Consider the following 23,140-nt stretch of genomic DNA (forward strand, 5'->3'; position numbering starts at 1 on the left):
TATTTTTTTGAAAGTATCTTTGTCTAGAACCTGAGCGCCGATCAGGTTTCTTTTTCGGTGTTTTCTCAAAATAGTGAACAAAATCAACGCTAAGGCGGCAATAGTACTTTCAGTCAGCTAGCCGCAGGCTTTCGTCGCTGCGAACATGGTCAAGCTTCAATTTCTGAAGTGTCTGTCCCTGACGTGACCGATCCTTGCTTATTTCAGCTTTGTTTTTAGGGGGTCACGCTTTCGGTTTAACCGGGAAAGGAGGTGGCCTCGAATAAACACGCAACGTCCGCATTCAGCGCTTGTCTCGCTGCGTGTGGTTTATTTTGTTTCAACCGCGCCTGATACCGCTTTGTAGATGAATGGCGGTCTGGCGTTCCAGAAATGGGATTTTGTCATGAGACGCAATACAAATAATACCAATGTAACGACCGTCGATGAAATTAACGTCGAAAATCTGGATGCTCCGGTCAATGTTGAAATTCCTGTAGAGGAAGCCTTTGTCGAGGCCGATCTGACAGCGCAACAACAGCAGCAAGATCAGAATGTCGACAACTCGAACGATCAGGGTCAGGATCAGGACCAAGGTCAGGATCAGGGCCAGGAACAGGGTCAGGATCAGGGTCAAGACCAAGGTCAGGACCAGGGCCAGGATCAGGGTCAAGACCAGTCGCAGACGCTGGATGCTGGTGATGACAGCAACGACAACTCGAACAACAACGCCATCAATATCGATTTTGGTGGTGGTGAGTGGATTCCGCGTGACGATGACCAGGTCGATCTGGATCTTGGGGACTCGGCAACAGTTGGTGATGTGATCACCGCAGGCCGCGACCTGACCTATGATCCCGGCGATGACATGAATCTGGACATCTCGATGGATGGTGCCGGTACGGCCATGTCATCCGTCAACAACCAGGTTGCCAGCTTAAGTGATGATGACACACTGGATTCAGCGACCGTGTCGAACAATGCGGGCTTTACCCAGAACGGCAACGCCAATGGCGGTACTGCCACGGCAGCTGAAGGTATCAGAGCGAATGCGGATGGCGGAAACTCTGGCGACGGAGGCACCACGGTTGGTGGCGCGGCAGACTCGTCAACATTGGGCAGCCATGCCTGGGCCGCTGGTGGCGATACCGGCAGTGCTGACGGGGACTCGGACGGCGGAAACGGAGGCTCTTCGGGTGACGCGTCCAACTCAAGCATGGGCGTGGGGACATCCGAAGCCGGCGCGACGGGCGACAGCTCGGGCGGCAATGGCGGTGCTGCTGACAGCTCGTCTTCTTCGGACAACGATGGCAGCACGAGCGCCGATGGCGTTGGTACTGGCGGTGCCGGTGGCAGCGCGGATTCGTTTGGTCTGGGTCTGGGCCTTGGCCTGTCAGGAGCAAGCTCATCGGGCAACGCAGATGGCGGCAACAGTGATTCCGATTCAACCGGAACCGGTACCGGTACGGCGGACAATGCCACGGATGCGTCCGGATCAGACGGCGGTGACGGTAGCGCCGCGACAGAAGGTTCAGCCTCGAACACCAGCGACAGCGACACCGAAGCCAATAACGCCACTGCGGGTGATAACACTGCTGATGGCACCGCAGACAGTGGCGCGGACAGCTCGGCTGATGGCACAGGCGGTGACGGAACCGGTGGTGACGGCACAGGCGGTGATGGAACCGGTGGTGACGGAACAGGTGGTGACGGAACCGGTGGTGACGGCGAAGGTGGCTTTGCCGCGTTGCTTGAAGCCGCGATCATGGAACTGCAGGAAGAGCTTGGCATGATTGATGCCGAACCCGGCGAAGGCGGTGACGGAACCGGCGGCGACGGAACCGGAGGAGATGGTTCTGGCGGTGATGGTACGGCTGGCGATGGCTCGGGTGGCGATGGTTCCGGTGGAACAGCGGACGCAACTTCCGACGCCCAGGGCGTTGGTGATCAGTCGGCAAGCGGACCGGATATCGACCAGAGCCCCGGTGACGTGAACGGTTCAGCCAGTAATTCGCAAGCCACGGATGGCAGCGGCGGTGACGGCGGTTCGAATACAGCCGACGGCGCAGCAGATGCAATGGGTTCCGGAACATCGGCTGCTGATGGTGACGGTGGAGCAGGTGGCAGCACAACTCCGACGTCTACCTCAAGCGGCACCGGTGCGGGATCTGCTGATGCGGCCAATACCGCAGGTGATGGCGGAGCCGCTGATGTATTCGGAGATGCGGACACCAATGGTGCCGCTGACAGCTTGGCCGAAGCGATTGCCGGATATGGTGGCGCGGGTAGCTCTGACAACGATGCGACCTCGACCGGATCTGGTGACGCAACGGGTGCAGCCAACTCGGGTGCTGGTGGTGCCGGTGGCGCGTCAGCCGCAAATGGCGGAACCAGCGGAGCCTCGATGGGCAGCGCAACCTCGGGTGACACCATGGGTGGCACCATCACGGGCGGCAGCGCGGCCGGGGCCTATTCCGGCGATGGTGGAGCAGGCGGCAATGGCGGAACGTGGGGCGCGAACAATGGTGGCGATGGTATCGTGACCGGCGAGTCCTATGCCTCGGCTGCGGCAGTGGTCGATACTTCGGCTTTCAACCAGTCGATCATTATGGGTGCCAACGTGCTTGGCAACTCGGTCGATACGACCATGGTTGGCGGCTCGATGAACGTTTCGTCTGCAAGCGACGACACTGACGTTTAAGTCAAATAGCGGGGTTCGTATTTTCGGGCCCCGTTGATCTTTCAAAACTGCCGAGGCCGTAAATCGCGGCCTCGGCCCAACTGACCCAAAGCGGAAATTTTTGCCGACACGGGTGTAAAGGAAAACCGACATGGCCCTTGACAGTATTTCTGAAACGATAGCGCATTTTGTTGGAACTTTTGAGCTTACAATCGAACAGTCCCGGCTGAGGGATCAGTACGAGGAATTTACAGCGCTCAGGCGCAAAGCCGAAATTGAGGGGCTGGAAGATCCGGCCTCGATCCATATCAAGGCAGATTTGGATATTCCTGCGGGTGTGTACAAAGCGCTGCCCTACAGCTTTCAACCTTCTGACCCCGAAATGCCGCTGCCGAATGCGCCCAGTGTGCCGGTGTCGGAATCGGTGATTATTGTCGACGGCCCCGGGCAACCCGTTCGTTTTGTGCCAGAGAGCGAAGCAGGCGATACTGGCCCGTCTTCCTTTGTCGAATTGATCATTCTACCGCCAGAAACAGTACCGTTAGGATCAGCAGTAACCGTCACCGTGCAGACTGTTTTCATGCGCGACAATGACGTTGTGGGCGAGGGCGATTTTCGGGATCCCGAGACGCTTATGGCCCAGGGTAAGCAGATGCTGGACATGGCGCTGTCGCTGCACGCGGTTGCCGCGCCGTCTTTTTCACTCGCGGACTACCAATCGACGGAAATGCTCGACGCGCTGGCCGAACAGATGATGACCCCGATGACCTCAGACATAGAGGGCGTGACGGTGCACCAGTTTCACGGCAGTGAAGCGTTGGGTGTGATCGTCAATGGCAAACACGTGGCAGACGCACCGGTATGGAAAGACCTGTTACCCGAATTCCACCAGCCCGAAGATACAAGTGACTCAGCTGAACTTCCGTTTCCTGATGAATGGGATCAGTCAAAAGACCCCGAATTTGATGACGGGCATTTGGTCGTGACCGGCGGCAACGTGGCAATCAATGCAATGGCGGCGACCGTCGCCTGGGTGGATGCCCCAATCATTGCCGTAGGAGGGCAGGCGGTTAGCCTGACTGCCATTAGCCAGGTCGCAGTTGTTTCCGACTGGGATCAAGGTGCTCCGGGAACAGGCAGTGGCACCAACATCGTGCAGACGTCGCAAATCGAGGTCGAATCCAAAACAGCACCTTGGCTTGGTGCAACGTCTGGCGCTGCGGGTGCGGCACCGATTGTCATCGTCGACCATGTTCAGGGTGATCTGGTTGTCGCAAATTTCATCAAGCAAGATATCGATGCTACGGATATCGACCAAATCGAGACCGAGATTTCAGCTTCGTCGACCGTGTACGCGCTGGGCGACAACGAAATGTACAATGTCTCTGACCTGATCCAGCTGGGCAATTACTATGATGTGATCATCATCGACGGAAACATGATCTCGGTAGACGTTGTAAACCAGACGATCGTGTTGGTGGATGACGACGTCATCAGCGGCGGCATGGACCCGGCAGCGGACGGAGACGAGGCCGGGGACGACGAAAATCTGGTCATGAACGAAGCCTCTGTCAAAACGGTCGGGGACGATACCTATCAGGACATGTCCCACGAAATGTCTGACACCATGGCACTGGCTGATGACGACATAGCAGCGCTTGAGGATGCGTTGTTGAATGATCCCAATTTCGCTGGAATGGAGCAGATACGCGTTCTCAAGATCGACGGAGATCTGTTGCAGGTGAACGTCGTCGAACAGACCACCGTAATGCAGGATCAGGATGACATCGAACTGTCCGGCCCTGATGCGCCCCAGACACAGGTGGTGGCTGGCAGCAACGCCCTGTTGAATAGCGCAAGTGTAACCAAGATGGGTGTGGATTCGACAATCATGGCCGCCAACGGGGCATATTCCGATCTGATGCTGCATCAGGCCAGCCTGCTGGATATGCCGAACAATGAAGACATAACGACAATGACCAATGAAGCCATCGCCGCCATAATGAGCGATATGAGCATCGCGCAGCCTGATGCTGCGTTGGCTTTGACCTCTCCAACAACCGATCCCACGACCAACGACGATGGCCTGCAAACCTTGCTGGCCTGATTTTTCCCGTATTTTTACCGAGTGACCAAAAGGTTAATAAATGTCGATCGTATTCACGTCGCGCCGCCCGTATTTGTCCAGCCCGCTGGACAGGCAGGGCGGAGGAGGGCCGCAAATCCAAAGTCTTGGCGAAAGGGTAAGACCCGTGCCCCAAGGGCCAAGACCGGCACCACGTTTGCATCTGACACAACAGATGCGTGTGTCAGCCCCGGACCCGAACACTTCAGTTGAATCTGAGACAATGAAGCAATCCGAAGAACAACACCACTCACGCGAAGAACGGCGCGCTGATCCTCCCCATCGGCGTGCGCAGCCGCGACCCGCTCAAGACACGGACCCGGCGGGTGGCGGCCATGGGGTGGCCGACGCTGGTGGTCCCGATCAGTCAACCGCCGAGGAAACGACTGCGCGTAAGACCCCCTCTGCTCGCGCAGCCGGCGAAAATCGCATGGGCACCACGATCGAGGCCGAGGCGAACCAGCCACTGCTGCATAATCAGACCGGCGGCGGTGATGGCAAAGGGCCACCCCAAACTTTTCACAAGCGCACCCCGCCCGAGGATTTTCAACGCACCCTGCGTGTGTCGATCCGGGCGATCTGGCGCAACCTTGCCTTTGTGCTGGTTCTGACCTGCGCCACCAACATCCTGATCCTGGCGATCCCGATCTATCTGTTTCAGATCAGTGACCGCGTTCTGACCAGCCGGTCTTTGGACACTCTGATCATGCTGACCGCAATCGTCGCAGGCGCGGTGATCTTTCAGTCGGCCTTCGATGCTGTACGCCGGTTCATGCTGATGCGCACAGGGGTCGAAGTGGCGGCCCGCCTGGGCGCGCCGGTGCTAAGCGCTGCGGCCCATGCCTCGTTGCACGGCAATGGGCGCGAATATCAGACGCTTGGCGACTTGCAGCAACTGCGCGGCTTTATGGTGTCGGGTACTCTGATCTCATTCCTGGATGTACCTTTCGCGCCCTTGTTCATCCTGATGATTTTCCTGGTGCATCCGCAGCTGGGCATGATTGTTATCGTGACCGCGCTGCTCTTGATGACGATCGCTCTGATCAACCAGAAAATGACGGCCAAACCCTTTGCCGAAGCCAACAAGGCGCAATCCCTGGCGAACCTGCATCTGGATTCGATGTCACGCAACAGCCAGATCATCAACGCGCTGGCCATGATCCCCGAAGCTGTGCGGATCTGGGGTCGCGACACCGCCCAATCGCTGACATGGCAGGTGCGTGCGCAGGACCGCAACGTGATCTTTGCGGCGATCTCACGTGCTGTCAGGCTGCTGACTCAAATCGGAATTCTGGGCTGGGGTGCATATCTGGCGTTGCAAGGAGAGATCACCGGCGGGATGGTGATTGCTGCTTCGATCATTGCAGGGCGTGCTTTTGCCCCCATCGAAGGCTCGATTGAGGGCTGGAACAGCTACTTGCTGACACGCGGGGCTTATGGGCGGATCAAGGCTTTGCTGTCGACCTCGGCCCTGCAATTCGAAAAGCTGCGCCTGCCGCGTCCTGAAGGCCGTATGGATGTAGAACGCTTGTTATATGTGCCCGGTGGAACCAAACGTGTGGTTTTGAACGGGATCACATTTTCGCTGACTCCCGGTGAAACGCTGGCCATCATTGGTAATTCCGGTGCCGGTAAAACCACGCTGGGGAAAACGCTGGTCGGGTCCATTCTGCCTACATCAGGCAGTGTGCGGCTGGACTTGATGGATATTCGAAATTGGGACCCGCGCCAGTTCGGGGAAAGCATCGGCTACCTGCCACAGGATGTTCAACTGTTTCCCGGCACGATCAAGGACAACATTGGCCGGATGCGGGCAGATGCGACCGACGAACAAATCCACGACGCTGCCGTTCTGGCCGATGTTCACAACATGATCGCAACCCTGCCGCAAGGATATGAGACCGTAGTGGCCGCAGATGGCTCGCCTTTGTCGGGCGGACAGAAGCAGCGCATTGCGCTGGCGCGTGCATTCTTTGGCAACCCGAGATTGGTCGTGCTGGATGAGCCAAATTCAAACCTCGACGTCGCCGGGGACAAGGCACTGGCCTGCGCCATTGAACAGGCGCGCGAAAGCAAGATCACCGTAGTTGTCATCACGCAGAAGCCAACGCTGTTGAACGTGGTCGACAAGATCATGCTGCTGACCGATGGGCGCGTGGCCCTGTTCGGTCAGCGCGATCAGGTTCTGCAACAGCTCAACGCGCCGCGTAAACAAACCGGAATTGAAGGCCAGCAGGGGGGCTGACCATGAATGACCTCGTACCTGTGAAAAACTCTGCCGATGACCCTCAGCTCTGGTATGCCGAGGTTCCGCGCTCAATCAACCGGCTGATCGCTATCGGCCTCGTCATGCTTTTGGTGTGCTTTGGTGGTTTTGGGGTCTGGTCTTTCAGCGCCCCGCTGGCAGCCGCGGTAATCGCACAAGGTAGTTTTGTTGCCACTGGTCGCAATAAGATCGTTCAGCATCTTGAGGGTGGAATTATCGAAGATATCAAGGTGGTCGAAGGGCAGTCGGTTCAGGCCGGTCAGGTGCTGATGACGTTGGACCAAACCTCGGCGCAGGCCAATGAGCGTGAGCTGTTCATCCGCAAACTGCGCCTGCAAGCCATGACCCAAAGGCTGCTGGCCGAATACGGTGAACGCGACCGCCTTGTGTTTTCTCAGGACCTTATCGAGGCGTCTGACGATGTCGAAATCATGACTATTCTCGATGGGCAAAAGCTCAGCTTTGATGTGTCGCGCAAGACTCTTCTGAACGATGTCGCGCTACTGGAGCGGAACATGGAAGCGTTGAAAATCCGGTCCAGCGGGTTTGAGGCTCAGCTGGACAGTATGATGCGGCGTGCCGAGATCTTGCAGGAGGAGTACGAGGCCAAGAGCCAGCTGTACGAAAAGGGTTTGGTTCGCAAGGGTGACTTGAACACAATTCGTCGCGTTCAGGCCGAGGCGGAGGGACAGCAGGCGCGCTTGCAGGCTGAAGCTGCCGAAATAAACCAGATGCTGCTGAAATATGACGAACAGATCATGCGCACCCGATCTGCCTATCGTGAAGCCGCGCTGGATGAGCTGGGCGTGATCGAAGCCGATCTGGAAAGCGTGCGTGAAAAATCTCGTCAGGCCCGCAACGTTCTGGATCGGGCCGTGGTCCGGGCGCCAGTGACCGGCACGGTGGTACGGTTGCATTACCACACTCCGGGCGGCGTCATTGAGACCGGCGAACCCATTGCCGAAATCTTGCCCGCCGATGCGCCTCTGATCATCGAGGCGCAGATTCCCCGCACCGAAATCGACAGTGTGGTACAAGGGCAGATAGCCTCGGTCCGTCTGATCGCATTGAACCAGCGCACGACGCCAGTGTTGTATGGCGAGGTTTTCTATATTTCTGCTGATGCTTTGCCTGAACAGACCTCGGGCAGCCCACAGGAAGTATATCTGGCGCGCATTTCCCTGACACCGGATGAATTGCAACGGGTCAGCGGCTTTATTCCAACGCCGGGGATGCCGGCTGAAATCATGATCCAGACAGAAGAACGGACCTTTGCCGCCTATATCGCCAAGCCCGTGTCAGACAGCATGTCGCGCGCGTTTCGTGAACATTGAGGCAACTGCGTCCGTCACGACTACACCTTCCAAACTTCGCATGTTAGCCTTTGCCGGGTGAGGTGAAGGAGAACACGCATGCCGGTGACGGTCAAAGACATGATGGAGGCCGCCAATGCGGTGGTCGCGCGGATTGATACCGCGCAGGCAAAGACGATTCTGGAGCAGGGCGGGCTGTTGCTGGACATTCGCGATGCGACGGAACTGCAAGCCACGGGTCGTGCTGCGGGGGCGCATCATATCCCACGAGGAATGCTGGAATTTCGCGCAGACGACACGCTGCAGTCCCATGATCCGGAGCTGCGCAAAGATCGCCCCATCGTTCTGCATTGCGCCTCGGGTGGGCGTGCAGCGTTGGCTGGCAAGTTGCTGAAAGACATGGGGTATCAGCAGGTCTACAACCTGGGCGGCCTGGTGGATTGGGTGAACGGAGGCGGCGAGCTTATCAATTCCTGACACAGAACCGCTTCGCATCTGACCCAAATCAAAGCGAAATACATTCGAATCGTGTGACGTTTGACCGGAAGTCACCAAAAGGAAGCCCGGCCATGTTTCGCCTTGCCGCTATGCTGTATTCACTGATCGCAACTGCCCTGTCGGGTTCGGCCGTAATCGCCGTATTGTCTGCCGGGATGGTTTCCGTCAGTGCAATTGTTGGTGCCGCTGCGGCAGGGGCCGTGATCGCTGTACCGGCCTCCTGGATGGTCGCCAAGCGGCTTTGTCAGGGCGCATGATCAAGCATTCAGAAACGTTCTGACGGCAGCTTCGAACTCGCGCGGTTTCTCGGCGTGCAGCCAATGCCCAGCCCCGGGGATCTTGGCAAATCGTGCGCTGGGAAACAGCGCGCGGATTTTGTCGCGATGTTCCGGCAAGACATAATCCGACGCACCACCGGACAAAAACAGCGCGGGACCGTCCCACGATGCATCCAGATCTGGATAGCCCATGATATTGGGCATCTGGTCCGCCAAAACATCCAGGTTCAGAAGCCAGCGTTTCCCATTGATGTCCAGGGATTGGGTGAAGAAACTCTGCAGCGCTTTTTCAACGCCCAGCTCAGCCAATTGTTGCTCTGCGTCCGAACGGCGTTCGATGCGTGAAAAATCAACCGCTCGCATGGCCTCGATGAACTGGATCTGACTGTGCGTGTACTTCACCGGTGCAATGTCGGCGACAACCATTTTGTTCACCAAGGACCCATGTTGCAGCGCCAGCGTCATCGCGGCCTTGCCACCCATCGAATGACCCAGCACATCGGCCAAGCCGCCAACTTGTTCGATCACTTCGGCAATATCCTGCGCCAGATGGGGATAATCATGTTGGGGGCCCCACGCGCTGCGGGCGTGATTGCGCATATCCACGGCCACAACCTGCCGTTCGTCCGAAAGCCTTTTGGCAATCACGCCCCAGTTGCGGGCGGATCCATACAGGCCATGTGCAATGATGAGCGGGGGAAGGGCGGTTGGCGCGCCATGTAAAATCGTATTCAGCATATCCCGAGTGATACTCGCGCGCACCGCTGACGACCAGCCCCATTGTCGGTCCATGAACCAGACGCTAGATTGCGCGGCAGGAGGCGCCCTATGTCGCAAGACCCAGACATTCAAACCCGTATCGCAGAAACCGTGGCCTTGTTGCGGGCCAAGCTTGGCGTACGGGATAAAACGCTTGAGGCGTCGATCCGAAAAGCCAAACGGCGACTTCCCCGACGCGTCTATAAACAGGCCATGGTGCTGGCCCGGTCCGAGGCAATGGCTGCACATCCCAAACTGAGGCTGGTTCTGGACACACCCAAGCTGAACCACGCATCGGAGGTGGTGCAAGGTCATCTCAGCGCAATCAATCTGGCTGACCGAAGATGGGGCTGGTTTCTGGGTATGTTGGGTGGATTGGCCTTTAACCTGCTGGCACTGACGACACTGCTGCTGGCTTTTCTGTGGTGGCGCGGCTTGATCTGACCTTGGGTTCTGGACTATGCGCAGGGATCTGAACGTGGTTCAAAATTCGAGGACGCGATGTCAACCAAAGCACAAATCCGGCGAGAGCAGTTGCGCGAAAAACTGGTTGAGGTCGCCGAGATACGCATTGATCGACACGGTCTGAGCGATCTTCGTGCACGCGATCTGGCCAAGGACGCCGGATGCGCGTTGGGGGCCATATATAACGTGTTTGAGGATCTGAACGCGATTGTCATGGCTGTGAACGGGCGCACGTTCAAACGTCTGGGGCAAGCGGTCGGAACGTCTTTTGATGGCAGCGAGCCCCCAGTGCAACGGCTGATTGTCATGAGTACGGCCTATCTGCATTTCGCTGATGCAAACGCCAACTTATGGCGAGCCTTGTTTGACCTGCAGATGCCGGATGATGGCCCCGTACCGGAATGGTATCGCAATGCATTGAAAGAGCTGTTTTCTTTCATTGCCGAACCCGTCAGCGAATTGTTCCCTGAACTGGATCGGTTCGAGATGGATCTGATGACACGTGCATTGTTCTCATCGGTCCACGGAATCGTCACCCTTGGTCTGGAAAACCGTATCTCGGGCGTTCCACCGGAACAGATCGAACGCATGATTGCGCAGGTTCTTTCACGAATTGGAAACAAATAGTTTCATGAACGACGTTCAGTAAATACTTGAACGACGTTCACGGTATTGCCATCTCCACTTTATGAACGTTGTTCATGAAATTGGAGGATCACATGTTCAATACATTGAAGACCCTGATGAGTGGTGCAAATGCTCGGGCCGAAGACCGTCTGCGCGATAATTTTTCCATTGAGCTAATTGACCAGAAAATCCGTGAGGCAGACCAAAACCTGAAGGCCGCCAAGCTGACGCTTGCCAGCCTGATCCAAAAACAACGCGGCGAATCCCGCCAAATCGAAACCTTGCAAACCCGCATCGAAGATTTGATGGAACGGGCCCGTCAAGCGCTGGAGGATGATCAACAGGATCTTGTTCAAAGCGCCGCGCAGGCGGTTGCAGATTTGGAAAACGAACTGGCGCTGCGCCAGCAAACCGTTGACCGGCTTGAGGCGCGTATCCTGCAGCTGCGTCATTCGGTTCAGACCGCCAACCGCCGTATCCTGGATCTCAAGCAGGGGGCAATTTCGGCGCGTGCGGTAAAACGAGAGCAGGGGCTGCAAAAGCGGCTGAACCGTCATGTGGGTGGCACCAGCCCTGCTGAAGAAGCTGAAGAGCTGATCGCCCGTGTCATGACCCAGGATGACCCGTTCGAACAATCCGAAATCCTACGCGAGATCGACGCGGGTCTGGATCACAGTACCGTGGCCCAGCGAATGGAAGAGGCCGGTTATGGCCCCAAAACCCGCTCCAGTGCGGCGGATGTTCTGAGTCGTCTCAAGGCTCAATCCTGAAACTGACAAACCCGTATTTTAACTAAGGAGACTTCCAATGACCAATCGTGGCGAAAACAACCTGATCCTGATGCTGAACGGTGCTGGCGTGGCCGTGGCTTACCTGCTGCTGGGCATCTCTCTGTATCTGTCCACGGACGTGCCGCTGGCCACCAAAGGATACTGGGGCATGGGCATCGTTTTGCTGGCGCTCAGCCTGATCAACGTTGTGAAATATCGCTTTGACGGCCGCTCGGCCGAGGATCGCATCAACAGGATCGAAGAGGCGCGAAATGAAAAGCTGCTGGAAGACGCTTTGAAAGAGGCCGAGGGCGAGGTCTAATCCCATCCGTCCGAGCCGTTGGTTTCGGACTGAGCTTTAGCAAGAAATACGGCGCCTCGGAGGCGCCGTAATCCTTCGTTTTTTACCGATTACATATTCGGATAGATCGGGAACCGCGCGCAGAGCTCCGCGACCTCGGCCTTGACCTTTGCTTCGACCGCGCCGTTGCCGTCTTCGCCATTGGCGGCCAGGCCGTCGACCACTTCGATGATCCAGTCGGCGATCTGGCGGAATTCGGTCTCGCCGAAACCACGAGTGGTACCTGCCGGGCTGCCCAGACGGATGCCCGAAGTCACGGTCGGTTTCTCCGGATCAAACGGTACACCGTTCTTGTTGCAGGTGATATGCGCCCGGCCCAGGGCCTTTTCGGTCGCGTTGCCCTTCACGTTTTTCGGGCGCAAGTCGACCAGCACAACGTGAGTGTCGGTACCGTGGGTTACGGTGTCCAGACCGCCCTTGATCAGCTGATCCGACAGCGCCTGCGCGTTGGTGACGACCTGCTGGATATAGCCCTTGAACTCAGGCCGCAGCGCCTCGCCAAAGGCCACGGCCTTGGCCGCGATCACATGCATCAGCGGGCCGCCCTGAATGCCGGGGAAGATCGCCGAGTTCACTTTCTTGGCGATCGCCTCGTCATTGGTCAGGATCATGCCGCCGCGCGGGCCGCGCAGGGTCTTGTGCGTGGTCGTTGTGGCAACATGCGCGTGCGGGAAGGGGCTGGGATGTTCACCCGCCGCGATCAGACCGGCGATATGGGCCATGTCCACGTGCAGGTATGCGCCCACCATGTCGGCAATCTCGCGCATGCGGGCAAAGTCGATAGTGCGGGGGATGGCCGAACCACCGGCAATAATCAGCTTGGGCTGATGCTCTTTCGCCAGCGCCTCGATCTGATCATAGTCGATCAGGTTATCCTGCTTGCGCACGCCATAATGCACGGCGTTGAACCATTTGCCCGACTGATTTGGGGCCGCACCGTGGGTCAGGTGGCCGCCCGCATCCAGGCTCATGCCCAGAATGGTGTCGCCGGGTGTGATCAGCGCCTGGAACACGCCCTGGTTGGCCTGAGAGCCCGAGTTCGGCTGCACGTTGGCAAAGCCGCAGCCGAACAGCTGCTTGGCGCGGTCGATGGCGAGGTTCTCGGCAATGTCGACGAACTGGCAACCACCATAGTAGCGACGACCGGGATAGCCTTCGGCGTATTTGTTGGTCATCACCGAGCCCTGCGCTTCCATCACGGCGGCAGAGACGATGTTCTCGGATGCGATCAGCTCGATCTCATCGCGCTGACGGCCCAGTTCCGACGTGATCGAGCCAAAAAGCTCGGGATCACGGTCGGCAAGCGACTGGGTGAAAAATCCGGTGTCACGAATATTGGCGTTCATGGGCGCTCCACATGGCTGGGTAAAACTTGCGGATTTCCTATCGGAAACGCCCCATGCGCAAAAGGCTTAAAGCGACGATTTTGCCTGCTGAGGCGTCAAGACTGGCCTATTGGGGAAAGGTATGTTTGTTTCGGAACCAAATGTGCAGCACCGGAAACCGGAAAACATGAAAAAGAGAATCGCCTTTCTTGCCAGCGAGGTCAAAGTGGCGCAAACGGCCCGGGATATTCTGGTGGCCAAACACGGTAACGCGGCGCCTCGCGACGCAGATGTTGTAGTGGCGCTGGGCGGTGATGGCTTCATGTTGCACACCCTGCACAACATGCAGCACCTTGATACACCGGTCTATGGGATGAACCGTGGTACGATCGGGTTCCTGATGAATGAATACCACGAAGACGACCTGTTGGCGCGGCTTGAAGACGCCGAAGAAGAGGTCATCAACCCGCTGGCGATGCGTGCGATGGATCAGTCAGGCAAGCTGCACGAGGCGCTGGCCATCAATGAAGTGTCGCTGCTGCGAGCAGGCCCACAGGCTGCAAGGCTGAAGATCAGTGTCGATGGCCGCGTGCGCATGTCAGAGTTGATGTGCGATGGAGCCTTGCTGTCTACGCCAGCCGGTTCGACGGCCTATAACTACTCGGCGCACGGGCCGATCCTGCCGATTGGATCGGACGTTCTAGCGTTGACGGCGATTGCGGCTTTCCGACCTCGCCGATGGCGCGGTGCGCTCTTGCCCAAGATTGCGAAGGTTCGGTTTGATGTCTTGGACGCGGACAAACGCCCCGTCATGGCAGATGCAGATTCTGTTTCCTTCCCTGATATCGACTGGGTTGAAATCAGGTCCGAACCTGGGATTGGCCACCGTATCCTATTTGACCCGGGGCATGGGCTGGAAGAACGCCTCATTTCCGAGCAATTCACCTAAATTCGGGGCGTTACGCATTTTTTTCAGTTTGTGTGAACCAGTTCACAGGGAAATCCTTACCGATTGGCTAATGTGAGGTTACCCGGAAATCACGCCAAGGTGGAAGTGAGTGGCCACCTGAACGGCGTTGTAGAATGGTTGCGCAAATTTCGCGCTGGCGAGGGTGGGTGGTGCTACGCTCGTCATCTGAATTCCGGGCTTATTTAAGCAGTTGGACCTCGGGCACAATGACCCGAGGTCTATTTTTTTAAACCCTAGCCATTTGGTTCCAAAGTGGCGCACACATCTGCCCAACGCGAGCTTCGATTGCAGCCGCCGCATCCACGGCCAGATCCTCGCGCCATCGCTGGGCTGCAATCTGAACATTGATCGGTTGTGGCCCCTTGGGCAGATCGGCCAGCCGCGCGGGTACGCAGGCCGCCGGAAGCCCCAGGAAGTTCATCGCGTAAGAATACACCGCGCAGCCCAGAACCTCGTGAACGCCTTCCGCCCCTTCTGTGTCGCGGTCGGGTTTGAAGAAGGGTTGCGGCAGGAACGGGGACAGAACCAGCGGATAGTCTTGCAAGAAAAGCGACCACTCCCGCGCGTAGTGGCTGCGTTTGGCCAGCATTTTTACCAGCTCGGTTTCGACGATCGGCGGGAACTCCTGAAAGTAGACGTCAAAAATCTCTCGGATGGTTTGCGAGCCGGCCGCTTCGATATCCGATTTCATCAGCGTAAGCACTTCGCCCATAAGCGCGCGGTACCCGCCTCGCCCACATTCGAAAACGTCCGGCGGATCAACCTCTTCCACGGTATAACCTGCATCAACCAATGCGTCGCGTGCCGTATCCAGGGCCTTTTCGACTTCCGGATGCAGAGCATAACCAAAGGTGTTTTTCGTGAACGCCACCCTGATCGGCCTATCCGGGACTTCGCCGCGCCAAGGCATCGGCACATGGAACGGGTCACGCGCATCAGACGCGATCAGGCTGGGCATCGACAGGTGCAAGTCCGCCGCCGAGCGGGTGATCAGACCCTGAACGGACATTGATTGGGCCAGCAGGCCGCGCTCGGTCTTTTGGCTTGGGTTCCAGGCGGGAACTCGCCCCAGCCCTGGTTTCACTGTGACCGCCCCGTTGGCCGCTGCGGGAAAGCGCAAGCTGCCGCCGATATCATTACCGTGGGCCAGCGCGCCGATGCCGGCCATCACGGCTGCGCCCGCCCCTCCGGATGATCCGCCTGGTGAGATGTGGCTTCCCCAGGGGTTATGTGTGCGCCCGTAAAGCGCGTTGTCCGTGTCGGCGCGAAACGAAAATTCTGGCGTATTGGTTCGTCCAATGACAACGGCCCCGGCCTTTTGCAGATTGCTGACGATCGGCGCGTCATCCGGCGCGATGACATCCTTCAATGCCACAACGCCATTGGTCGTCGCATGACCTTTTTGGTCGACGTTCACTTTGATCGTGACCGGCACACCATGCAGCGGACCCGTTGCTTGACCGCTTGCACGTACGTGGTCAAGAGAATGCGCACGCTCCAAAGCCTCTGCGCGCAGATCCTCTACCACTGCATTCAGGTCGGGATTGACCTCATCCATCCGGTCAATCGAAGCCTGAACAGCCTCGGTCGCACTCAGATCACCGCGTCGTGTCAGGGTGGTCAAGTCTGTGGCGCTGAGACGCCAGATGTCGGAATGTGTCATGGGCCCTCACTGTGTTGGAGCGACAGTAGGGGGCCTGTTTCAGGTTGCAAGTGCAGACATGAAAAGGGCGGCTTGCGCCGCCCCAGGATTACTTAGCGTAACCGATTGTTTGCAAGGCGTCCTTGATTTCATCGAGGATGGCAGGATCGTCGATCGTTGCGGGCATTTTATAGTCCTGACCGTCAGCAATCGAGACCATCGTGCCGCGTAGGATCTTGCCCGATCGGGTCTTGGGCAGCCTGTCGACGACCACGGCCAGTTTGAAGGCTGCAACAGGGCCGATCTTTTCGCGCACCATCTTGACCACTTCCTGTACCACGTCGCCATGATCCCTGTCAGCGCCCGCATTCAGGCACAGGAACCCAACCGGCATCTGACCCTTTAACTGATCCGATACGCCGATGACTGCGCACTCGGCCACGTCCGGGTGGGCGGCCAGCACCTCTTCCATGCCGCCGGTCGACAGGCGGTGGCCTGCCACGTTGATGACGTCATCGGTACGCGCCATGATATAGAGGTACCCGTCTTCATCGATCATGCCTGCATCACCGGTTTCGTAAAACCCGGGGAAGTGCTCCAGATAGGATTTTTTGAACCGTGCCTCTGCGTTCCACAGGGTCGGCAACGTGCCCGGAGGCAACGGCAGCTTGACTGCGATGGCCCCCAGCTCACCCGCCTTCATCGGGTGGCCGCCTTCGTCCAGAATCTGCACGTCATAGCCCGGCATCGGTTTGGCGGGTGAGCCCAGCTTGACCGGCAGTTCTTCGATACCCATCGGGTTGCCTGCGATGGCCCAACCCGTTTCGGTCTGCCACCAGTGGTCGATTACGGGAACCTTCAGTGCATCTTGCGCCCAGATGATGGTGTCGGGATCGGCGCGTTCACCTGCGAGGTACAAAGCGCTTAGATGAGACAGGTCGTATTTGGCGATCAGTTCGCCTTTTGGGTCTTCTCGTTTTACGGCGCGGATGGCGGTGGGTGCGGTGAAGAAGCTTTTCACCTTATGCTCTGAAATCACGCGCCAGAAGGTGCCCGCATCAGGGGTGCCGACCGGTTTACCTTCGAACACGATGGTCGTGTTCCCGTGGATTAGCGGCGCGTAGCAGATATAGGAGTGGCCCACGACCCAGCCCACATCGGATGCCGCCCAGAACACGTCGCCCGGATCGACGTTGTAGATGTTCTTCATCGTCCAGTTCAGCGCAACCAGATGCCCGGCAGTGGGGCGCACAACCCCCTTGGGCGCGCCTGTCGTGCCCGAAGTGTAGAGGATGTACGCTGGATCATTTCCGTCGACTGGTACGCACTCGGCCGGTTCAACGCCGTATTGGAAGCCATGCCAGTTGAAATCGCGCCCTTCGATCAGCTGGGCAACCTCTTGCTCGCGTTGAAAAATAACGCAGAACTCAGGCTTATGCTCGGCCAGATCGATCGCGCCATCAAGCAGGGGTTTGTAGTGGACCACGCGACCCGGCTCCATCCCGCACGACGCGGCGATGATCGCTTTGGGTTTGGCGTCATCAATGCGTACGGCCAACTCGTTGCTGGCAAACCCGCCGAATACAACCGAATGCACCGCGCCCAGACGCGCACAGGCCAGCATCGCCTCAAGCGCTTCGGGGATCATCGGCATGTAGATGATGACGCGATCACCTTTTTCAACGCCTTTTGCCCGCAGCGCACCGGCAAGGTTGGCCACACGGTTGCGCAGTTCAACATATGAAATCTCGCGCTTGGTGTGGGTAATCGGGCTGTCATAGATGATGGCCGTTTGTTCGCAACGGCCATTTTCCACGTGACGATCTACTGCGTTCCAGCACGTGTTGACCCGCGCGTCACTGAACCATTCATACAGTGGCGCATTGTCGTCGAACAACGCTTTGCTGGGTTCTTTTACCCAGTCGATCCCCTTGGCGGCGCCCATCCAGAACGCTTCGGGGTCAGTTTTCCAGCTGTCATAAACGTCCTGATACACCATTTCGTCCTCCTCACAACGACTTGGACATTGTGTTAGGACCCAGAAAACTTTCGGGCAAGCGTGTCAAATGACGACGCGTCAGTTTATCGCGAATTATTTGCAGGAAACCGCTTTAAGCCCTGCAAATTTTTGCAAACCCCTTTTTCATCATTGGGAAATCGATGTCTGTTGACCTGTTTTGCAAAGTTGCAAACTATCCGATGCAAAAAAACGAACTGGGGAACGACTCAAAAGGGCGTACAGCACTTGGCCTGTCGGGCAACCTTCGATGGGGCATGGTCGACGCGACCACATTTAGCAGAGCAAAAGTGAATATTTAGTGTACCGCACTCCGGCCCGGAGTGCAGTACTGGTGTTGGGCAGAATTGCTCAGCCGTAATGCGCAACCGGAGTACCTGCGATTGCGGCCATATTCAGAAGTCCGCGCGCCGTAATCGACGGCGTGACAATATGAGCCTTGTTGCCCATGCCCATCAGAATGGGTCCAACTTCAATTCCATCCGCTTTCATCTTGAGGATGTTGCGCACCCCGCTGGCGGCATCCGCATGGGCGAAGATCAGCACATTCGCCGCGCCTTGCAGCCGTGATTCCGGAAAGATGCGTGCCCGGAGGTCTGCGTCCAAAGCGGCATCCAAGTTCATTTCACCTTCGTAAACAAAATCACGCGGCTGTTGATCCAGAATGCTCAGCGCCGCACGCAACCGTTTTCCAGACCCTTCTGCTTGATTGCCGAATTGTGACTGCGAGCAGAAGGCAATCTTGGGTTCGATCCCAAACCTGCGTACATGGCGCGCAGCACCAATGGTGGACTCGGCCAGTTCTTCGGGGGTGGGCAGTTGTCGAACATGGGTGTCGGCGATGAAAAGGGGCCCGTCTTCCAAAATCATAAGGGACAAGGCGCCATGCGGACGCAGGTCGCCATTGCCCAGAACTTGCTCCACATAGTTCAGGTGCCAGCGATACTCGCCAAACGTGCCGCAGATCAGACTGTCTGCCTCACCGCGATGCACCATGATTGCGCCAATCGCGGTGGTGTTGGTGCGCATGATCGCCTTGGCCAAATCCGGCGTCACACCACGGCGCTGCATGATCTGATGGTAGGAGTTCCAGTAATCGTAATAACGCGGATCGTTTTCCGGGTTTACGATCTGGCAATCCGATCCGGGACGAATGGTCAGGCCCAGCTTTTCGCAGCGTGCCTCGATCACTTCAGGGCGTCCGATCAGGATTGGCGTTTCCGTTGTCTCTTCTAGGACCGCTTGTGCAGAGCGTAGCACGCGTTCGTCCTCGCCCTCGGCGAAGACGATCCGACGGGATGCGACCGCAGCGGCCTCGAATACGGGACGCATCAGAAGTGCAGATTTGAAAACGGATTGGTTCAGCTTTTCTCTGTACGCCTCAAAATCCTCGATAGGTCGCTTGGCCACTCCACTTTCCATGGCGGCCTTGGCCACGGCGGATGAAACCACGCCTACCAGTCGTGGGTCGAAGGGTTTGGGGATCAGGTAATCCGGGCCAAAGGTCAGCTGTTCACCTTTGTAGGCTGCGGCAGCCTCGGCACTTGTTGTCGCGCGGGCCATTTCGGCGATACCGTCGACGCAGGCGATCTGCATCTCATCATTGATCTCGGTCGCACCCACATCCAGCGCACCTCGGAAGATAAATGGAAAACACAGTACGTTATTGACCTGATTGGGAAAATCGCTGCGTCCCGTGGCTATGATCGCGTCTGGCGCAACTTCACGTGCGGTTTGAGGCAGAATTTCCGGGGTCGGATTGGCCAGCGCAAAAATAATCGGGCGGCTGGCCATTTTTGCAACCATCTCGGGTTTCAGCACATTTGGGCCGCTGAGGCCCAGAAACAGATCCGCATCGTCGATGACGTCGTCCAATGTCCGCAGATCCGAGTTCTGAGCGAATTGGGATTTTTGCGGATTCATGTCTTCGGCCCGGCCTTCATAGACAAGCCCATGAATGTCGCACAGCCAAATGTTCTCGCGCTTAACGCCCAGTTTCACCAGCATGTTCAGGCAGGCAATCCCGGCAGCCCCGCCTCCGGTCGATACCACCTTGATGGTGTCAAAGGACTTCCCGGTCACGTGCAGCGCGTTCTTTGCGGCGGCCCCAACCACAATGGCAGTGCCGTGCTGGTCGTCATGAAAAACAGGTATATTCATGCGCTCGCGGCAAAGCTTTTCGACGATGAAACAATCGGGGGCCTTGATGTCTTCCAAGTTGATCGCGCCAAAGGTGGGTTCGAGTGCGCAAACGATATCCGCCAGCTTCTCGGGGTCGGATTGATCGACTTCGATATCAAAGCAATCGATGCCTGCGAACTTCTTGAACAGGACGGCCTTGCCCTCCATCACCGGTTTTGAGGCTAGTGCCCCAATATTGCCCAGACCCAGAACGGCCGTACCATTGGACACCACCGCAACCAGATTGCCACGCGCGGTGTAGCGTTCGGCATTTGCCGCGTCGGCCTTGATTTCAAGACTGGCCTCGGCCACGCCGGGGGAATAGGCCCGCGCCAGATCGCGCCCGTTGGCCATTGGCTTGGTGGCCTTGATCTCAAGCTTTCCGGGCTTCGGATGGGCGTGATATTCAAGCGCGGCCTGTCGCAAACTGGGGGTGTCAGACATCGGCGTTTCTTCTCCCTAAGAAATATAATTTAACTTTAAACTATATTTTCGCACTTGGCTACGTAGCGTCACCTTGGCGAGTTGTCGCAACTGTGAAGTGAATGCGGATTGATACTTGTCACAAGACTTTTACATCTGATCGACTTTGCGATCCACAATGGCACACAGGCATATCGAAGCAGTCATGACGTTCAAGGCAGATGATCAGGTCGACAATCTGTTCTCCGGTCCTGTGACCGGATTCGAATTTATCCAACTGGTGTTGTGGGGTGCAGTGCTTTTGGCTTCTGCTCTTGTTGTCACGGTTCTCATTTGGCCCGGGCACGTGGCGGGTTACAATCAAGAAGGCGGCGTGATCGAAACTGTTTCCGCCGCGGGTCTGTTCGCCGCGGGTTTGGCGGCGCTGTGGCGCTACCGAGGCTTTTGCCGAGCATATATTGGCCTTACGTTCCTATTGCTTGCCGAGCGAGAACTGGAGGCTGACATTTATTCCAAGGACAGTTTGCCGTTCATGTTCTTAGACAGTCTGGATGTATTTCTGGATATCTCCGGGGTTAGGGTTGCGCTGGTATTGATAGTGCTTGGTGGTGCCATCTGGCACGGCATTCCCACGGGATTGCGGGCGTTCAAACGCCGTAACCTTTCCCTGATGGTGTTTATCGCGGCAGGATGTGTCGCCGTAATTGCCCAGCTTCTGGAAGAGTATGCCGGGCTGTACAGCAGGGCTTTGTCAGATCTTATGAAAGTGCGGCTTATTGTTCTGGAAGAAACGCTCGAGATGTTCTTTTCGATTGGCATTTTGGCCTCTGTTCTGATCGGATGGCCCAAAACGCAATCCAACGGAACACCCCATGACCAAGACAGCCGATCCATCGCAGACCTACGCTGAATTCCGCCTGCCCACACAGGAATTGCGCGACGACATTCCCTTTTACACAAAGCGGCTGGGGATGAAGATGGACATGATCTATCCCGCAGACGATCCGCGCGTAGCGGTGTTCTCGGGACATGGATTGCGGTTGCGCATCGAAAAGGATGCACCTGAAAGCGCTGGAACGCTGCGGATTCTGACCGATGACCCCGAAGGTTTCGCCAATGGTGAACGCGTTCTTGTTGCGCCAAACGGGACCCGTGTTGAAATCGCAGAGCGGAACCCACCGCTGGTGATGCCTGAAACGGTCCATTCCTTCGTGGTGCGCAGGCTCAAGGATCAGGCGCCATGGATCATTGGGCGTGCCGGAATGCATTACCGTGATCTGGTGCCAGACCGTCTGGGCGGTTCGATCATCGCCAGCCATATCCGTATTCCTGACGGAGGCCCCGTGCCCGACATGGTGCATTTTCACAAGGTCGGGTTTCAGTTGATCTTTTGCATCCATGGATGGGTGGATGTGGTCTATGAAGATCAGGGTAAGAAAATGCGTCTGACCGCTGGGGATTGCTTTATCCAGCCGCCAGAAATTCGTCACCGCGTGCTGGAAGCATCCGACAATGTACAGGTCATTGAGATCGGTGTGCCAGCCGAACATGTCACGGAGATCGACCATGATATGCAGCTACCCACGCCGCATTTTCGTCCTGAGCGTGAATGGCAGGGACAGCGCTTTGTCTACAATCAGGCAAAGGGTGCCGAATGGGTGCCGTTCCGTTTGCCCGGGTATCTCTGCCGTGACACTACGATTGCTGAAAATACAAAAGGCGTCGCCGGAGTTCAGGTTGTGCGCAAAGGCCAGGGTGATCCGGAATGGGCCAGCCATAACACCGATATCCACTTCACTTTCGTGATGGACGGTGAAGTGACGCTGGAAGGTGAAGGCCGCGAGCCATACCGGCTGGAGCAAGGCGACGCATTTGTCATTCCACCGGGGATGCGAACGCGACTGTCTGCGCCGTCGGACGACATTGAATTGCTGGAAGTCACCTTGCCCGGTACATTCAACACAACGCTGGGGGACTGAAAAACAAGGTTGAGGGGGCTTCTATTCCCCCGCCTTTTTCCGTTAGGGTCCAATTTTCTGACCAGATGATCAAAAATGGGGAATCGCCATGTCGCTGAAAGACACTGCCTTGTCCGTCCGGGAAAACGCTTATGCGCCTTATTCGAACTTCAAGGTTGGAGCGGCGCTGCGGTCTTCCTCGGGTCAGGTTTATTCCGGTTGTAATGTCGAGAACGTGGCATACCCCGAAGGCACCTGTGCCGAGGCCGGTGCAATTGCTGCGATGGTTGCCGCGGGCGAACAAGAACTGACCGAGGTCTATGTGGTCGCCTCCAGCCCTCAGCCCGTGCCACCTTGCGGTGGGTGCCGACAAAAGCTGGCCGAGTTTGGCACGCGTGATGTGAAAGTCACTCTGGCGACAGTGGACGGTGCAGAGTTCGAAACCACTATCGGAGAATTGCTGCCAGGCGCGTTCGATGCCTCTCACATGGAAGATGTCTGAG

Annotated in this window: 19 protein-coding genes; 14 read left to right on the forward strand and 5 right to left on the reverse strand. The window is 57.2% G+C overall.

The window, feature by feature from the left end:
* Window positions 1-385 precede the first annotated feature (385 nt).
* The 6 genes from AC2FLD_RS03665 (at window position 386) to AC2FLD_RS03690 (ending at window position 9,118) form a co-directional block, all read left to right on the forward strand.
* A complete protein-coding gene (locus AC2FLD_RS03665) occupies window positions 386-2,680 on the forward strand; it encodes a hypothetical protein (protein ID WP_496667432.1) in 2,295 nt (764 codons plus the stop codon).
* Window positions 2,681-2,810: 130 nt separating this feature from the next.
* The gene (locus tag AC2FLD_RS03670) at window positions 2,811-4,766 is read left to right on the forward strand and encodes a type I secretion protein (protein ID WP_496667431.1); all 1,956 of its coding nucleotides are present in this window, start codon (window positions 2,811-2,813) and stop codon (window positions 4,764-4,766) included.
* A gap of 40 nt (window positions 4,767-4,806) precedes the next feature.
* Window positions 4,807-7,029, forward strand: coding sequence for a type I secretion system permease/ATPase (locus tag AC2FLD_RS03675; RefSeq protein WP_496667430.1), 2,223 nt, complete (start codon window positions 4,807-4,809; stop codon window positions 7,027-7,029).
* Between the two features lie 2 nt (window positions 7,030-7,031).
* Window positions 7,032-8,384, forward strand: a complete 1,353-nt coding sequence (locus AC2FLD_RS03680) for an HlyD family type I secretion periplasmic adaptor subunit (protein WP_050603275.1) — start codon at window positions 7,032-7,034, stop codon at window positions 8,382-8,384.
* A gap of 78 nt (window positions 8,385-8,462) precedes the next feature.
* On the forward strand, window positions 8,463-8,840 hold the full coding sequence (locus AC2FLD_RS03685; RefSeq protein ID WP_050603276.1) for a rhodanese-like domain-containing protein: 378 nt from the start codon (window positions 8,463-8,465) through the stop codon (window positions 8,838-8,840).
* Between the two features lie 92 nt (window positions 8,841-8,932).
* On the forward strand, window positions 8,933-9,118 hold the full coding sequence (locus AC2FLD_RS03690; protein ID WP_496667429.1) for a hypothetical protein: 186 nt from the start codon (window positions 8,933-8,935) through the stop codon (window positions 9,116-9,118).
* Here the strand turns inward: AC2FLD_RS03690 and AC2FLD_RS03695 are convergent, their stop codons facing one another.
* Window positions 9,119-9,877, reverse strand: a complete 759-nt coding sequence (locus tag AC2FLD_RS03695; RefSeq protein WP_496667672.1) for an alpha/beta fold hydrolase — start codon at window positions 9,875-9,877, stop codon at window positions 9,119-9,121.
* Between the two features lie 90 nt (window positions 9,878-9,967).
* Between AC2FLD_RS03695 and AC2FLD_RS03700 the strand changes: the two genes are divergently transcribed.
* From AC2FLD_RS03700 to AC2FLD_RS03715, 4 genes are all read left to right on the forward strand, one after another.
* Window positions 9,968-10,342, forward strand: a complete 375-nt coding sequence (locus AC2FLD_RS03700; RefSeq protein WP_496667428.1) for a hypothetical protein — start codon at window positions 9,968-9,970, stop codon at window positions 10,340-10,342.
* Window positions 10,343-10,399: 57 nt separating this feature from the next.
* Window positions 10,400-10,990 carry a TetR/AcrR family transcriptional regulator gene (locus tag AC2FLD_RS03705; RefSeq protein WP_050603280.1) on the forward strand — a complete coding sequence of 197 codons (591 nt, stop codon included), beginning with the start codon at window positions 10,400-10,402 and terminating at the stop codon, window positions 10,988-10,990.
* A 92-nt stretch (window positions 10,991-11,082) separates the two neighbouring features.
* Complete coding sequence (locus AC2FLD_RS03710) at window positions 11,083-11,760, forward strand: PspA/IM30 family protein (protein WP_496667427.1); 678 nt, start codon at window positions 11,083-11,085, stop codon at window positions 11,758-11,760.
* A 37-nt stretch (window positions 11,761-11,797) separates the two neighbouring features.
* The gene (locus AC2FLD_RS03715; RefSeq protein ID WP_496667426.1) at window positions 11,798-12,082 is read left to right on the forward strand and encodes a YiaA/YiaB family inner membrane protein; all 285 of its coding nucleotides are present in this window, start codon (window positions 11,798-11,800) and stop codon (window positions 12,080-12,082) included.
* Window positions 12,083-12,171: 89 nt separating this feature from the next.
* Here AC2FLD_RS03715 and glyA read toward each other — a convergent pair whose 3' ends face one another.
* Window positions 12,172-13,467, reverse strand: coding sequence for a serine hydroxymethyltransferase (glyA, locus tag AC2FLD_RS03720; RefSeq protein ID WP_496667425.1), 1,296 nt, complete (start codon window positions 13,465-13,467; stop codon window positions 12,172-12,174).
* A gap of 166 nt (window positions 13,468-13,633) precedes the next feature.
* Between glyA and AC2FLD_RS03725 the strand changes: the two genes are divergently transcribed.
* Window positions 13,634-14,395 carry an NAD kinase gene (locus tag AC2FLD_RS03725; RefSeq protein ID WP_496667424.1) on the forward strand — a complete coding sequence of 254 codons (762 nt, stop codon included), beginning with the start codon at window positions 13,634-13,636 and terminating at the stop codon, window positions 14,393-14,395.
* A gap of 247 nt (window positions 14,396-14,642) precedes the next feature.
* Here the strand turns inward: AC2FLD_RS03725 and AC2FLD_RS03730 are convergent, their stop codons facing one another.
* The 3 genes from AC2FLD_RS03730 to AC2FLD_RS03740 form a co-directional block, all read right to left on the reverse strand.
* Window positions 14,643-16,079, reverse strand: a complete 1,437-nt coding sequence (locus AC2FLD_RS03730) for an amidase family protein (RefSeq protein WP_496667423.1) — start codon at window positions 16,077-16,079, stop codon at window positions 14,643-14,645.
* 88 nt (window positions 16,080-16,167) lie between these two features.
* Window positions 16,168-18,057: a propionate-CoA ligase PrpE gene (gene prpE / locus AC2FLD_RS03735; protein WP_496667422.1), complete on the reverse strand. Its 1,890-nt coding sequence runs from the start codon at window positions 18,055-18,057 to the stop codon at window positions 16,168-16,170.
* A gap of 369 nt (window positions 18,058-18,426) precedes the next feature.
* Window positions 18,427-20,700 carry an NADP-dependent malic enzyme gene (locus tag AC2FLD_RS03740; RefSeq protein WP_496667420.1) on the reverse strand — a complete coding sequence of 758 codons (2,274 nt, stop codon included), beginning with the start codon at window positions 20,698-20,700 and terminating at the stop codon, window positions 18,427-18,429.
* 157 nt (window positions 20,701-20,857) lie between these two features.
* On the opposite strand from AC2FLD_RS03740, the gene AC2FLD_RS03745 reads away from it, so the two are divergent.
* From AC2FLD_RS03745 to AC2FLD_RS03755, 3 genes are all read left to right on the forward strand, one after another.
* The gene (locus tag AC2FLD_RS03745; protein WP_496667419.1) at window positions 20,858-21,589 is read left to right on the forward strand and encodes a hypothetical protein; all 732 of its coding nucleotides are present in this window, start codon (window positions 20,858-20,860) and stop codon (window positions 21,587-21,589) included.
* Entirely contained in the window at window positions 21,552-22,658 is a 1,107-nt protein-coding gene (locus tag AC2FLD_RS03750; RefSeq protein WP_496667418.1) for a cupin domain-containing protein, read from the forward strand. The genes AC2FLD_RS03745 and AC2FLD_RS03750 overlap by 38 nt, the downstream gene beginning before the upstream one ends.
* An 88-nt stretch (window positions 22,659-22,746) precedes the next feature.
* Entirely contained in the window at window positions 22,747-23,139 is a 393-nt protein-coding gene (locus AC2FLD_RS03755; protein ID WP_496667417.1) for a cytidine deaminase, read from the forward strand.
* Window position 23,140: the final 1 nt, after the last annotated feature.

Source organism: Ruegeria sp. CDSA021 (genome assembly GCF_059612325.1).